Origin of the sequence: Limnohabitans sp. Rim47 (assembly GCF_001517545.1) — a bacterium.
GTDB lineage: Bacteria > Pseudomonadota > Gammaproteobacteria > Burkholderiales > Burkholderiaceae_C > Limnohabitans_A.
In genome coordinates this window covers 410,711-424,018 of the sequence record NZ_FBYA01000001.1, presented here as the reverse complement: position 1 = coordinate 424,018, position 13,308 = coordinate 410,711, and the positions used below count along the sequence as shown (strand labels likewise).

At 61.4% G+C, this 13,308-nt stretch carries 12 protein-coding genes; 4 read left to right on the top strand and 8 right to left on the bottom strand.

Annotated elements, in window-relative coordinates:
* Window positions 1-3: 3 nt before the first annotated feature.
* Window positions 4-1,011, bottom strand: coding sequence for a Bug family tripartite tricarboxylate transporter substrate binding protein (locus tag BN3544_RS01915; RefSeq protein ID WP_059355976.1), 1,008 nt, complete (start codon window positions 1,009-1,011; stop codon window positions 4-6).
* A 138-nt stretch (window positions 1,012-1,149) separates the two neighbouring features.
* Window positions 1,150-2,091 (bottom strand): LysR family transcriptional regulator, encoded by a 942-nt coding sequence (locus BN3544_RS01910; protein WP_019429643.1) that lies wholly within the window; start codon window positions 2,089-2,091, stop codon window positions 1,150-1,152.
* A gap of 223 nt (window positions 2,092-2,314) precedes the next feature.
* Here BN3544_RS01910 and BN3544_RS01900 point away from each other — a divergent pair, with 223 nt between their 5' ends.
* Window positions 2,315-3,553 (top strand): MFS transporter, encoded by a 1,239-nt coding sequence (locus tag BN3544_RS01900; protein ID WP_019429645.1) that lies wholly within the window; start codon window positions 2,315-2,317, stop codon window positions 3,551-3,553.
* Window positions 3,554-3,604: 51 nt separating this feature from the next.
* On the opposite strand, the gene BN3544_RS01895 is transcribed toward BN3544_RS01900, so the two are convergent.
* From BN3544_RS01895 to BN3544_RS01880, 4 genes are all read right to left on the bottom strand, one after another.
* Complete coding sequence (locus BN3544_RS01895; protein ID WP_019429646.1) at window positions 3,605-4,672, bottom strand: ABC transporter ATP-binding protein; 1,068 nt, start codon at window positions 4,670-4,672, stop codon at window positions 3,605-3,607.
* A 3-nt stretch (window positions 4,673-4,675) separates the two neighbouring features.
* The gene (locus tag BN3544_RS01890) at window positions 4,676-5,530 is read right to left on the bottom strand and encodes a carbohydrate ABC transporter permease (RefSeq protein WP_019429647.1); all 855 of its coding nucleotides are present in this window, start codon (window positions 5,528-5,530) and stop codon (window positions 4,676-4,678) included.
* Window positions 5,527-6,405, bottom strand: coding sequence for a carbohydrate ABC transporter permease (locus BN3544_RS01885; protein ID WP_019429648.1), 879 nt, complete (start codon window positions 6,403-6,405; stop codon window positions 5,527-5,529). The genes BN3544_RS01890 and BN3544_RS01885 overlap by 4 nt, the downstream gene beginning before the upstream one ends.
* Window positions 6,406-6,521: 116 nt before the next feature.
* Window positions 6,522-7,760, bottom strand: a complete 1,239-nt coding sequence (locus tag BN3544_RS01880) for an ABC transporter substrate-binding protein (protein ID WP_019429649.1) — start codon at window positions 7,758-7,760, stop codon at window positions 6,522-6,524.
* Between the two features lie 196 nt (window positions 7,761-7,956).
* On the opposite strand from BN3544_RS01880, the gene BN3544_RS01875 reads away from it, so the two are divergent.
* From BN3544_RS01875 to BN3544_RS01865, 3 genes are all read left to right on the top strand, one after another.
* Window positions 7,957-8,625: a response regulator transcription factor gene (locus tag BN3544_RS01875; RefSeq protein WP_019429650.1), complete on the top strand. Its 669-nt coding sequence runs from the start codon at window positions 7,957-7,959 to the stop codon at window positions 8,623-8,625.
* Between the two features lie 30 nt (window positions 8,626-8,655).
* Complete coding sequence (locus tag BN3544_RS01870) at window positions 8,656-10,191, top strand: sensor histidine kinase (RefSeq protein WP_019429651.1); 1,536 nt, start codon at window positions 8,656-8,658, stop codon at window positions 10,189-10,191.
* Window positions 10,192-10,272: 81 nt separating this feature from the next.
* Window positions 10,273-11,262 (top strand): glucokinase, encoded by a 990-nt coding sequence (locus tag BN3544_RS01865; protein WP_036074985.1) that lies wholly within the window; start codon window positions 10,273-10,275, stop codon window positions 11,260-11,262.
* A gap of 15 nt (window positions 11,263-11,277) precedes the next feature.
* Here the strand turns inward: BN3544_RS01865 and BN3544_RS01860 are convergent, their stop codons facing one another.
* Together BN3544_RS01860 and BN3544_RS01855 are read right to left on the bottom strand one after the other, a co-directional pair.
* Complete coding sequence (locus BN3544_RS01860) at window positions 11,278-12,297, bottom strand: serine/threonine protein kinase (protein ID WP_019429653.1); 1,020 nt, start codon at window positions 12,295-12,297, stop codon at window positions 11,278-11,280.
* Window positions 12,298-12,351: 54 nt separating this feature from the next.
* On the bottom strand, window positions 12,352-13,200 hold the full coding sequence (locus BN3544_RS01855; protein ID WP_019429654.1) for a 3-hydroxybutyryl-CoA dehydrogenase: 849 nt from the start codon (window positions 13,198-13,200) through the stop codon (window positions 12,352-12,354).
* Between the last annotated feature and the right edge of the window lie 108 nt (window positions 13,201-13,308).

The window sequence follows — 13,308 nt, the reverse complement described above, 5'->3', positions numbered from 1 at the left end:
CGATCAGTCGAAAGTGATCTTGGATTTTTTGACGATTTGACCGATGTGCTCGTAGGATTTTTGCAGCGCCAGGCCGTACTCCGATGGTGTGGAGCCCAGCGAGGCAAACCCTGCGTTTTCCAACTGCTGCCGGATTTCGGGCTGCTCTGAGAGCTTTTTGATCTCGGCATGGATTCGGGTCACAGCCGCCTCAGGCGAGCCCATCGGCATCAGCAAGCCCCAGTAGTTTCCAAACGAAAAGCCCGACACGCCTGATTCACCGATGGTCGGCACATGAGGCAGCACCGAGATGCGTTCGGCAGTGACCGCCAAGGCTTTGAGTTTGCCGGCCTTGACCTGCGAGAGCGCACTGCCGTCGATCAGCAAGTCGATGTGCCCACCCAGCAAATCATTGAGCGCTGGCGCACCCCCACGGTAGGGGATGTGGACAATGTCGACACCGACTGCAGCCTTCAGGGCTTCAAGGCACAAGTGGCCCATGGTCCCGTTGCCGGCGGTGCCGCATTTGTATTTACCGGGATGGGCTTTGGCCAATGCCAGAAATTCCTGAAAGTTCTTCGCGGCAAAGGTGGGCAGGCAGGTCACGACGATGGAGACCTTCGCCAAGGTGGCCACCGCGACAAAGTCTTTCGCGGGGTCGTAAGGCACGTTGGCTTGGGCGTATCGGCTGACCACCAGGTCGCTCAGGTTGCCCAACCCCAGGGTGTGGCCATCCGCTGGGGCACGGGCCGCAGCCGTCATGCCGATCACGCCACCCGCACCCGCGCGGTTCTCCACGACCACAGCTTGTCCGAGTGCCTTGGCCAAGGGGACAGAAAAAATCCGGGCCAATATGTCCGTGTTGCCCCCCGGCGGGTTTGGGACGATCAGCGTCACGGCCTTATTCGGGTAGGTGGCTTGCGCCCACAAGGCTCCAGGCATCAAGGCCGCTGATGCAGCGCCAAGCAAGGTGCGGCGATGGAAAGCCGCTTCAAATAAGGGATTGTCCGAAAGCAGTGAGGGGCCCGTCATGCGTTTCACATGGTTCTCCGGTCTGGATGCGCCCGACCGACGCTCCGTTCAGGCTTGTGTACCGAATCTAAGGCCTGGCGTCTGATGCTGGTATCCCGCGGGGAAGCACGGGACCCTTGCCTTTGGAGATATACCTCGTCAAGACTCGACTTCGGGCAGCCATTGGGAGAGGCTCGGAAAGCCCCTCTCCACATGTCGGCGAACGGTGTCATGAACCACTTGGCAAGCCTGTGTGGGCGCGGCATGCGAAGAAAGCCGGAGCACGATGTGACGGTCCAAACTGGGCTGAACGATGCGGGCCGCTTGCAACTCATGTCGGGCGACTTCCTCACGCACAGCGCTCAGACCGACGATGGCATAAAGTCCACCCGCTTTGACCAGTTTCTTTTGCAGGTTCAGGCTGTCGCATTCCAGCCGAATGTTCAGCTCAATACCGCGCCGGCTGGCCCAATGCTCCAGGACATGGTGAAAAGCATAGGGGCGGCCTGGAACGATCAGGGGAATGCGGTGCAAATGGTCAAAGGGAAGCGTCTGTGCCGCGGTCAAGGCATCGCCGGGCGCACCGATCAGCACATGCGGCATTTTCGCCAGACCATCGCCTCGGCCACTGCGGCCTCGGGTATTTTCAGAAAACAGCGCCAAATCGATCTCGCCACGTTCGAGGCCTTCGGACACTCGCCCGCTCATGCCACTGACCCAATGCAAGCTGACCTTGGGAAACAAGCGGGCTATTTCCTCGTAGATCGGCCCGCAAAGTGCGTCGGCCAGTGAGTCGATGATCCCCACGCGCACAAGACCGGCCGGCTCCCGAAGCAGGCCGCTGGCGTCCTCCGTCAGGTGCTGCCCCGCCTGCACCCAAGCCTTGACGCGAGGATAAAGACGCTGTCCGATGTCGTTGAGGCGCACACCACGGGCTGTTCGCTCGAAAAGTTGGCCACCGCAGCTCAGCTCGATCGCCCCCAGCTGGCGGCTGATCGCCGACTGGGCCACATCTCTGGCTGCGGCGGTGTCCGTCAAACTGCCACACTCCGCAATCTGAAGAAACAATTGCCATTGTTCGATGGAGAGTGGCGAGGTCATTTCAAGGGATCTATCGGTAGGTGCTGCGGCGTGGTGCTGCGGCGATGGGGGTAAAGCCTGCGCGTCGGATCGACGGCGATGCACTCGACGTCGAATCTTATCGTCTTCGTCCGACTTGTCATCTCAGACGAACCCTTGGTCGTTGGCCTGACCATCATTGCGCCCACATGAGCAGTAACCCACAAGACAAACCAACACCACGCCATCGGCTAAATTTCCCTCTATGAAAACCCTCCCCGCCGACCCGTCCCTCATCGATTCTCGCCAAGCCGCTTGGCGCTTGCTCGTCACGCTGGGGCTGGTGGTGCTGGGCAACAGCAGCATGTACATCGTCTCGGTGGTGCTGCCGGTGGTGCAGACCGAGTTTGGCGTGGGCCGGGCCGATGCTTCACTGCCTTACACGCTGATGATGATCAGCCTGGGCTTGGGCGGTCTGATCACCGGGCGCATGGCCGACCGGCATGGTTTGATGCCGGTGCTGTGGGTGGGCGCGCTGGCCGTGTGCGGCGGCTTTGTGTGGGCGGGCCTGTCGGGCAGCATCTGGGCTTTTGGGTTGGCGCATGCGCTGATGGGCTTTGTGGGCAGTTCGTCCACCTTTGCGCCCTTGATGGCCGACACCGCCTTGTGGTGGAACCGCCGACGCGGCATTGCCGTGGCCATTTGCGCCAGCGGCAACTACATCGCGGGCACCATCTGGCCGCCCATCGTGCAACACGGCGTCGAGACTTTGGGCTGGCGGCAGACTTATATCTGGCTGGGCATTTTTTGCGGTGCAGGCATGTTGTTGCTGGCCACTCGCATGCGCCAGCGTCCACCGCTGGTGACCTTGACGCCAGCCCATACCGCAGCGACTTCAGTGGACCGCAGCCGCCCCTTTGGTTTGAAAGCGGCCCATGCCCAAGGCTTGTTGTTTGTGGCGGGTGTGGCGTGTTGTGTGGCCATGTCCATGCCCCAAGTGCACATCGTGGCCTATTGCACCGACCTGGGTTTTGGTGCGGCACGCGGCGCAGAAATGCTCTCGCTCATGCTGGCCAGCGGCATCGTCAGCCGATTGGTGTTTGGCCTGATCAGCGACCGCATTGGCGGCATTCGCACTTTGCTGCTGGGCTCGTTTTTGCAAGGTGTGGCGCTGCTGATGTTTTTGCCTTTTGATGGCATGGTGCCGCTGTACCTGGTGTCGGCCATGTTCGGCTTGTTCCAAGGCGGCATCGTGCCGTCTTACGCGATCATCGTGCGCGAACACTTCGCCCCCCAAGAAGCCGGTGCCCGCGTGGGTGCGGTCATCATGGCCACCTTGCTGGGCATGGCTTTGGGCGGCTGGATGTCAGGCTGGGTGTTTGATGTGACGGGCAGTTACCACGCGGCTTTTTTGAACGGCATTGCGTGGAATTTTCTGAACCTGTGCATTGCCAGCTGGCTGTTTTGGCGGGTGCGCAAGGCTGAACGCCTCGGCACCCCCTGATCAGACAGAGGCGGTCAGCCGTGCTGGCTGGCCCCTCAATCCGTCAACCATTTAGCCCACCCGCACCCCACTGGCGCGGTCAAACAAATGCGACTGCTCGGCCGACCATTGCAGGTGCACCGCGTCACCTACGGCCGCTTGCAACACGCCGGGTACGCGGGCGGTCAGCTTGCCTGCGGCGGTGTCCACCGTGGCATAGGTTTCAGGGCCGGTCGGCTCGATCATGCTGAGCTTGCCGGGCAAGCCCGTGGCGGCAAAGCCGATGCTTTCGGGGCGCAGGCCATAAACCAGCTCGGCGCTGCCATGGGCTTGCAGGGCGGCGCGTTGTGCATCGGTCAGTCCCAGGTCCACACCGTGGGCCGTCAAGCTGCTTCCAAGCCATTGCGCGTCGACCATGTTCATCGCGGGTGAGCCAATGAACTCGGCCACAAAGCGGTTGGCTGGGCGGTTGTAGATCTCGTTGGGCGTGCCGAACTGTTGCACCAAGCCGTCTTTCATCACGGCGATGCGGTCGCCCAGCGTCATGGCTTCGACTTGGTCGTGCGTCACATACACCGTGGTGGTTTGGGTGCGCTGGTGCAGCAGTTTGATTTCGGCGCGCATTTCCACGCGCAGCTTGGCGTCGAGGTTGGACAGCGGTTCGTCAAACAAAAACAGTTTGGGGTCACGCGCCAAGGCCCGGCCCATGGCCACGCGTTGGCGCTGGCCGCCCGACAGTTGGCCCGGCTTGCGGTCGAGCAAGTGGCCGATTTGCAGCATGGCCGACACGCGGTCCACGGCGGCTTTGCGCTCGACCTTGGGCACCTTGCGGATCTCCAGGCCAAAGGCGATGTTTTGCGCCACCGTCATGTTGGGGTAGAGCGCGTAGCTTTGGAACACCATGGCAATGTCGCGGTCCTTGCTGGGCAGGTTCGTCACGTCGCGGTCACCAATGTGGATGCTGCCGCTGGTGGGATGGTCCAGGCCAGCGATCATCGACAACAAAGTCGATTTGCCGCAGCCCGAAGGCCCGACCAAGATCAAAAATTCGCCGGCTTCGATTTCGAGGTCGATGCCTTTGAGGATGTGGACCGTCTCGTTGTAGGTCTTGTGGATGTTGCGAATGGCGAGTGCGCCCATGATTTACCCCTTAACTGCGCCAGCCGTCAGGCCGCGCACAAAATATTTACCGGCCACCACGTACACAAACAGGGTGGGCAATGCCGCGATCAGCGCGGCGGCCATGTCCACGTTGTATTCCTTGACGGCGCTGGAGGTGTTGGCCAGGTTGTTCAGGCCCACGGTGATCGGTTTGCTGTCGGCACCCGAGAACACCACACCGTACAAAAAGTCGTTCCAGATGTTGGTGAACTGCCAGATGAGCGTGACCACCAAAATCGGCAAAGACAGTGGCAACACGATGCGGCGAAAGATCATCCAAAAACCCGCGCCATCGAGCTGTGCGGCCTTGATCAACTCATCCGGCAGGCCGATGTAGTAGTTGCGGAAAAACAGCGTGGTTGATGGAATGCCCGCCACCACGTGCACCAGCATCAGGCCCCAAATGGAGCTGGCCACGCCCAACCAGCCCAGCACCTGGCTCATGGGCAGCAGCACCACTTGCATGGGCATGAACACGCCAAACAGCATGAAGGCAAACAGGGTCTCGCTGCCACGGAACTTCCACTTGGAGAGCACATAGCCGTTGAGCGAACCGATCAGGGTGGACAACAGCACCGCAGGCACGACCATGACCATCGAGTTCCAGAAAAAGGGCTTGAGGCCTTCGCACTGCACACCGGTGCAGGCACTGCCCCAAGCCTTGAACCACGCGTCCAGCGTGGGGGCGGTGGGCAGGCTCAGCAGGTTGCCTGCGCGCAGCTGCTCTGCGTCTTTCAACGACGTGGTCAGCATCACATACAAGGGCACCAGAAACCAGGCCGCAAACAACAGCAACATGCTCCACAGGATCAGGCGATGAAAGTTCAGGCGGTTCATCGTTTGCCTCGCAATTCAGAATAAAGGTAAGGCACCACGATGGCGGCCACGGTGGCCAGCATCACGGTGGCGCTGGCCGCCCCTACGCCAATCTGGCCGCGTGTAAATGCAGTGGCGTACATGAAGGTGGCGGGCAAGTCAGTGGCATAGCCGGGGCCGCCCGCAGTCAAAGCCATCACCAGGTCAAAGCTCTTGATGGCCAAGTGCGACACCACCAGCAAGGTGCTGAAAAACACCGGCCCCAAGCTGGGCAAAATGATGCGCCAGTAAATGGTCGGCAAGCTCGCGCCGTCCACCTGGGCGGCTTTGATGATCGAGTCGTCGATGCCGCGCAGGGCGGCCAAAAACAGCGCCATGACAAAGCCCGCGCTCTGCCACACACCTGCAATGACCACGCAATAAATGGCCATGTCCTGCTGCACCAGCCAGCCAAAACTGAAGCTGGTGAAACCCCAGCTGCGCATCAGGTGTTCTAGCCCGAGGCCGGGGTTCAAAATCCACTTCCAGGCGGTACCGGTGACGATGAAAGAAATCGCCATCGGGTACAAATAAATGGTGCGCAAAACGCCTTCGCCGCGCACCTTTTGGTCCAGCAGGATGGCCAGCAACACGCCCAGTGCCATGGCACCGCCGATGAACAAAACGCCAAACACGGCCATGTTGCTCATGGCCACTTGAAAGCGATCGCTTTCCATCAGGGCAGCGTAGTGCTGCAGGCCGACAAATTCGTAGTTGGGCAAGATCCGCGAGGCGGACATGGACAGGTAGCCGTTCCAGGCCATCAGGCCATAAATGAACAGCAGCGACACCACAAAGCTGGGCGCAATGACCAGCTTGGGCAGCCACGCGGCTTGCTGGGGGGATGATGCAGACATGGGTGATCCAATCAGAGGCCGACGCGGGCTGCAAGCTTGTGACCTGCAGCCCGGTGGCAAAAGAGACAACAAACCCCAAGGGTTTGTTCTGGCCACCCTAAGGGTGGCTCAAAGACTTACTTGACCTTGGCTGCCGAAGCGATCTTGGCCTGAGCGTCTTTGCTGCTCATCTTGTCGTCGTTCCAGAACTGGCTGACGGCGTCCTGGATCGCACCCGATGTGGCCGAGCCGATGGCCATGCCGTGCGCCACCGATGGCACCAAGCCGCCGTTTTTGGCAGTGGCCACGAAGTCGTTGGCGCTGAGCTTGGCGCAGTCGTCAAACTTGGCCAGGTTCATGTTCAAACGCACAGGGATAGAGCCCTTGTTCAGGTTGAAAACTTCTTGGAAATCGGTCGACATGATGGCGGTCGCCAAGTCCTTTTGGGCCTGGCTATTGGCTTCGTTTTTCAGCTTGAACATGGCAAAAGAGTCCACGTTGAAGGTGAAGGACTTGGCAGTGCCAGGTGCGGCTGCGCAGGTGAAGTCAGCGCCGGGCTTTTTGCCAGCGGCGACGAATTCGCCTTTGGCCCAGTCACCCATCAACTGCATACCGGCTTCGCCCTTGATGACCATGGCAGTGGCCAGGTTCCAGTCACGGCCAGGTGCGTTTTTGTCGGTGTAGGACTTGACCTTTTTGAAGGTGTCGAGCACCTTGGTCATGGTCGCGCCGGTCAAAGCGCCTTGGTCCAGTTGCACCAAAGCTTGCTTGTAGAAGTCAGCACCGCCAACACCCAGAGCCACGCTCTCGAAAGTGGTGAAGTCTTGCCAGTTTTGACCACCGTGGGCCACGGGGATGATGCCGGCTTTTTTCAGGGCTTCAGCGGCCACAAAGAACTCGTCCCAGTTGGTCGGCACTTTGGCGCCGGCCTTCTTGAACGCAGCGTTGCTGGCCCACAGCCAGTTCACGCGGTGCACGTTGACAGGGGCGGCAATGTAGTTGCCCTTGTATTTCATGACGTTGGCGACCACGGGGGGCAGCAGGCTGTCCCACTTTTCGGCCTTGGCCACATCGTCGATGTTGGCCAACACGCCTTCACCGGCCCACTCTTGCAAAGCGGGGCCTTTGATTTGCGCAGCGGCTGGGGCATTGCCCGACACCACGCGCGACTTGAGCACGGTCATGGCGTTGTCACCACCGCCACCTGCCACGGCGAAGTCTTTCCAGACATGGCCTTTGGCTTGCAAAGTGGCTTTCAGGGCTGCGGCCGATTTGGCTTCGCCGCCGCTGGTCCAGTAATGCAGAACTTCGACTTCGCCAGCATGGGCAGCAAAGGCCAGCACTGCGGCTGTGGCCAGAATCGAACGTTGGAACAATTGAGTAGATTTCAAGAGAGTCTCCTTGTAAGGGCCACTGAGGACCTGAGTGGTTGTGCGAGGCGGCGAAATAGCCATGTGAACCTCGACGGATCGAATATTAATATTCCATTAATTAATTAACATCAGGTTAAACCCTAAGCCAGAATTTGCCGATTTAAGGGCCGAAGACTGAACAATCCATTAAGCTTCGGGCATGAAATTGCTGCTTGCCGAAGACGATGCCATGCTCGCCGACGCCCTGACCACCCAACTGGGCGGCGCTGGTTTTGAGGTGGAACACGCCCCCAACGGGGCCGTCGCCGACTATCTGCTCCAAAAGCAGCATTTCGACATCGCTGTGCTGGACATCGGTTTGCCCATGATGGACGGCTTGGCCGTGTTGCAGCATGTCCGCCGAACCCACCCCAGCTTGCCCGTGCTGCTGTTGTCGGCCCGCGATGCGCTGGACGACCGGGTGGCCGGTCTGCAAGCTGGCGCGGACGACTACGTGACAAAACCCTTTGACTTTCCCGAGCTGCTGGCCCGTCTGCAAGCCCTGCTGCGGCGCACGCAACCGGCCAGCGCCTCAGCCCCCTTTGGTCGCCTGTCACTGGATGCCACATCGCGCCGCGCAGTGGTGAGTGGCGAGCCGCTGGAGCTGAGTGGCCGCGAATGGACGCTGCTGGAACTGCTGGTCAACCAGCGCGACAAAGTGGTTACCAAAGAACAAATCAACCAGGCCTGGAGCGACGAGGGCGGCGAAACCGGTGGCGGCAACTCGATCGAGGTCTACATCCACCGCTTGCGCCGCAAGCTGGAAGATGCGGGGCTGGTCATTCGCACGGTGCGCGGCCTGGGCTACCTGCTGGAAGCCCAGGCGTGACAGGCCGTCCCACATGCTGAGCCATCGCGCATGACCGCAAAGGCCCATGAACCCTCGGCACAGGCAGGTCAAGCGGGCGTCTCGCTGGCTCGCCAGTTGCTGCTGTGGCTGTTGTTGCCACAAATGGTGTTGTGGATGGCGGGTGGTGTGGCCACCTACCGATTTGCAGCGGGTTACGCCAATCAAGCGATTGACGCGAGCTTGTTGCAAGCCAGCCGCTCGCTGGCACGGCAGCTCAAACCCATTGGCAACGGGTTGCTGATCGACTTTCCGCGTGCCGCGCAAGATGTGCTCGAGGCCGACCCGGCGGACAAACTGCTTTACATGGTGAGCTCGCCGCCGGGGCAGTTCATTTTGGGCAACCAATCTTTGCCGGCCCCCATCTTGCCCACACAGGATGCAGCGCCCGTCGAGCCCGCATTGAACACCCCCTATTTTCACGATGGCACCATGCCAATGCAGGGCCGCGCTGCACTGCAAGCGCCCACGGGACAGCCCCTGCGGTTGGTGGCGTTGTACCTGCGCTTTGGTGACGAAGCCAACGCCCCGCAAACCATGCTGGTGCAAGTGGCCCGCAGCAGTGCCAACCGCGAAGAGCTGGCCCGTCGCATCTTGGTCGACATGCTGCTGCCCATGTCGAGCTTGGTGCTGCTGATGACCTTGATCGTGTGGCTGGGCATTCGTGCAGTCCTGTCGCCGCTGGCCCGTCTGCGCCAGCAAGTCGAAGGCCGTGCGCCCACCGACTTGGCCCCGCTGCAACTGGCATCGGCCCCGCGAGAGCTGTGGTCGCTGGCCACGGCCATCAACACCTTGCTGGCCGCCGTGCAAAACACTGTGGCCACACAAAAGCGCTTCATTGGCGATGCGGCGCACCAGTTGCGCACGCCTTTGGCGGGCCTCAAAAGCCAAACCGAAATCGCCTTGCAATCGACCACCGACCCCGAGCTGCGCGCGCGGCTGCAACGCGTGCACGACAGCGCCACCCGCAGCGCCCACTTGGTCAACCAACTGCTGACCTTGGCACGGGCCGAGCCCGAATCGGTGATGGCCCACGACCGCAAGCGCTTTGACTTGCACCGCATGGCCCAAGTCGTCACCGCCGAATGGGTGCCCCGCGCCTTGCGCTTGCGCATTGATTTGGGGATGGAACAAACCGGCGACGACGATCACCCCGCCACCGCCGCCCCGCCGGTCTGGATCGAGGCCAATGAACTGCTCATGCGCGAAGCACTGAGCAACCTGATTGACAACGCCTTGCACTATGCCGGGGCAAACAGCCAAGTCACGGTGCGCGTGGCCCACATGGCGCACAAACCCGAGGTGGCCCTGCTGGAGGTGATCGACAACGGCCCCGGCATTGCCACAGGCGATCTTGCACGCGTGTTCGAGCGTTTTGTGCGGGCCACCGATGCGGGCGAGGGCTGCGGGCTGGGCTTGGCCATCGTCAAGGAAATCGTGGAACGCAGCGCCGGGCACGTAGAGCTGACCCCGGCCCTGCCCCATGGCTTGTGCGTGCACATCGAACTGCCGCTGGCCCAGACCAGCCCCAAGCACGCGCCAGCTTGAAATTGGGAACACATTGGTAACTTGGAAGCCCCGAACCGCACACCCACGCTGATACGCTTGGCGCCCACACACCACACAGCCATGAACACCCTGCACACCCCCAACACCACCCCAAGCCTGCTGGGCGACATTGGCGGCACCAACGCCCGCTTTGCCTTGGTGCACGGCGACGGCACGCCCATCACCCAAGAGATCACTTTGCCCACCGGCCAGTTCGCCGACTTGGCGGCAGCAGCGGCGGCTTATTTGCAGCAAGTGGGCCAGCCCCGTGTGCAGCAAGCGTGCATCGCCATTGCCAACCCGATCGACGGCGATGTGCTGAAGATGACCAACAACCACTGGCAGTTCTCCATCGAGGCCACGCGCCAAGCGCTGGGGCTGGACAGCCTCTTGATGCTCAACGACTGGGAGGCCATGGCCATGGCCGCCCCGGCCTTGCAAGGCAACGACCTGCAACAAATCGGTTCGGGCCAGCCCGTGCCCGATGCCCCCAAAGGCCTGATCGGGCCGGGCACGGGCTTGGGCGTGTCGTCGCTGGTGCGTTCACGGCGGGGCGACTGGGTGCCCATTGCGGGCGAAGGCGGGCATGTGAGCATGTCGCCCACCTGCGAGCGCGAGGCCGACATCTTGCGCATCTTGTGGCGCACACACCCCCACGTTTCTGTCGAGCGCGTGGTCTCGGGCATGGGCCTGGAAAATTTGTACCGTGCCATTTGTGAACTCAATGGAACCGAGGCCGAAGCCCTGGTGGCTGCACAAGTGACCGAACGCGCACTGGCCGCCCAAGACGTGGCCTGCGAAGAAGCGCTGGCGTGCATGTGCCGTCTGCTGGGCAACGCGGCGGCCAACCTGGCCGTGACGCTGGGCGCACGCGGTGGCATCTACATCGGTGGTGGGGTGATCGGGCGCTTGGGCGACTACTTTGAGCAATCGGGTTTCAGGGCGGCGTTTGAGGCCAAAGGCCGTTTTGAAAACTACATGAAGCGCATCCCCACCTACGTGATCCGCGCCGAACAACCGGCCTTGATTGGCTGCGCCATGGCGCTGGGCGTGCAGCCTGCGCGGCGCTGAGCACACACGCTCAGTTCACACGCTGAGCGGCGCTTCCTGCATTTGTTCCACCTGCTCTTGCAGCATGAGCACCTGCCCGCGCCAATAGTCGGGCGTGCCAAACCACGGAAAATTGATCGGGAAAATCGGGTCTTGCCACCGCCGCGCCAGCCAAGCGCTGTAATGGATCAAGCGCAGCGTGCGCAGCGCCTCGATCAACTGCAACTCTGCGCGGTCAAAGTCGCGCACCTGTTCATAACCGTCCAGCAGCGCCGACAACTGCTGCGTGCGCTGACGGCGGTCACCCGACAAGAGCATCCACAGGTCCTGCACCGCTGGCCCCATGCGGGCATCGTCCAAGTCCACAAAGTGCGGGCCACCTCCGGGCAGCTCGGCTGGTGTCCACAAAATATTGCCGGGGTGGCAGTCGCCATGCAGGCGCAGCAAGCGTCGCTCTGACGCGCCTTGCGCAAACGCCGCTTCGATCAAGGCCAGCGCAGGCACCAGCGCATCGCGCCATTCGCGCTCGACTTCCAGCGGAATCATCTGATGGGTTTGCAGCCATTGGGCAGGCTCCAGCGCAAAGGTCTGCACATCGAGCGTGGGCCGGTGTGCAAAAGGCTTGACCGCGCCCACGGTGTGGATGCGGGCCAGAAAGCGGCCAATCCACTCCAGCACCTCGAAGTCATCCAGCTCGGGCGCACGCCCCCCACGCAAAGGGCTGACCGAAAAATCAAAGCCTGCCGTTGGGTGCAAGGTCTGCCCATTCAGGGTCATCGGTGCGACCACAGGCACCTCGGCGGCCACCAGTTCGGCGGCAAAGTCGTGCTCTTCCTGAATCTGCACACGACTCCAGCGGCCAGGCCGGTAAAACTTGAGCACCACCGCCGACGCGCCTTGCACCGGTTCGTCCAGGTGGGCGCGGTACACGCGGTTTTCGTAAGAGCTGAGCGCCAGCAAACGGCCATCGGGCCAAAGGCCCAAATCGGTCAAAGCGTCCATCACGCGGTCCGGGGTGAGTTCAGCGTAAGGGTGCAAAGCGTTCGTGTCGGTCATGCGCCGATTGTGGCGCACGACCGAAGCCGCGGCCCGAGGCTTCGAACCAAGGCATCAGTAGGCGTAAACGCCCTGTCCTGTCTTGCGGCCCAAACGCCCGGCAGCGACCATTTCTTTCAGCAAAGGGCAAGGGCGGTATTTGCTGTCACCGAACTCCTTGAGGTAGACCTCCATCACGGCAAGGCAAACGTCCAGGCCGATCATGTCGGCCAGCGCCAAGGGGCCGATCGGCTGGTTGCAGCCGAGCTTCATGCCCGCATCGATGTCTTCGGGCGTGGCCAGGCCTTCGGCCAGCACAAACAGCGCTTCGTTGATCATGGGCACCAAAATGCGGTTGACCACAAAGCCGGGCGCGTTTTTGACGGTGATCGGGGTCTTGCCCAAGGCGGTGGCCAGCGCGTGCACCGCGTCGTGGGTGGCGTCGCTGGTTTGCAGGCCGCGAATGATCTCGACCAAGGCCATCATGGGCACGGGGTTGAAGAAGTGCATGCCGATGAAACGGTCGGCACGCTGCGTGGCAGCGGCCAGCTGGGTGATCGAGATCGACGAGGTGTTGGAGGCGATGATCACGTCGGCAGGCAACATGCCATCGAGCTGCTTGAGGATTTTGACCTTGAGGTCCTGGTTCTCGGTGGCGGCCTCAATGACCAACTGGGTGGCCTTCAGGTCGTCATAAGAAGTGCTGCCCTTGATCAGGCCCAACGCCTTGGCCTTGTCGGCCTCGGTGATCTTTTCTTTTTTAACCAAGCGGTCCAGACTGCCCGATACGGTGGCGATGCCCTTGGCCACGGCCGCCTCAGAAATGTCCACCATCACCACCGGAATGCCCGACACAGCACACGCCTGTGCGATGCCATTGCCCATGGTGCCTGCGCCAATGATGCCTACGGTTTGGATGCTCATGTTCTGTCCTTCAAAACGGGTAAATGGGATTTGCAAACATCTTAACGGGGCTGTTTCACACGGGCCTGACGGCCGAGATAGGCCCAACCCGGGTTGCGGGCATGGGGT

What these genes read in the sequence shown, in the direction of transcription:
- BN3544_RS01915 (WP_059355976.1), bottom strand. Translation starts at nt 1,011, where the DNA reads ATGACGGGCCCCTCACTGCTTTCGGACAATCCCTTATTTGAAGCGGCT.
- BN3544_RS01910 (WP_019429643.1), bottom strand. Translation starts at nt 2,091, where the DNA reads ATGACCTCGCCACTCTCCATCGAACAATGGCAATTGTTTCTTCAGATT.
- BN3544_RS01900 (WP_019429645.1), top strand. Translation starts at nt 2,315, where the DNA reads ATGAAAACCCTCCCCGCCGACCCGTCCCTCATCGATTCTCGCCAAGCC.
- BN3544_RS01895 (WP_019429646.1), bottom strand. Translation starts at nt 4,672, where the DNA reads ATGGGCGCACTCGCCATTCGCAACATCCACAAGACCTACAACGAGACG.
- BN3544_RS01890 (WP_019429647.1), bottom strand. Translation starts at nt 5,530, where the DNA reads ATGAACCGCCTGAACTTTCATCGCCTGATCCTGTGGAGCATGTTGCTG.
- BN3544_RS01885 (WP_019429648.1), bottom strand. Translation starts at nt 6,405, where the DNA reads ATGTCTGCATCATCCCCCCAGCAAGCCGCGTGGCTGCCCAAGCTGGTC.
- BN3544_RS01875 (WP_019429650.1), top strand. Translation starts at nt 7,957, where the DNA reads ATGAAATTGCTGCTTGCCGAAGACGATGCCATGCTCGCCGACGCCCTG.
- BN3544_RS01870 (WP_019429651.1), top strand. Translation starts at nt 8,656, where the DNA reads ATGACCGCAAAGGCCCATGAACCCTCGGCACAGGCAGGTCAAGCGGGC.
- BN3544_RS01865 (WP_036074985.1), top strand. Translation starts at nt 10,273, where the DNA reads ATGAACACCCTGCACACCCCCAACACCACCCCAAGCCTGCTGGGCGAC.
- BN3544_RS01860 (WP_019429653.1), bottom strand. Translation starts at nt 12,297, where the DNA reads ATGACCGACACGAACGCTTTGCACCCTTACGCTGAACTCACCCCGGAC.
- BN3544_RS01855 (WP_019429654.1), bottom strand. Translation starts at nt 13,200, where the DNA reads ATGAGCATCCAAACCGTAGGCATCATTGGCGCAGGCACCATGGGCAAT.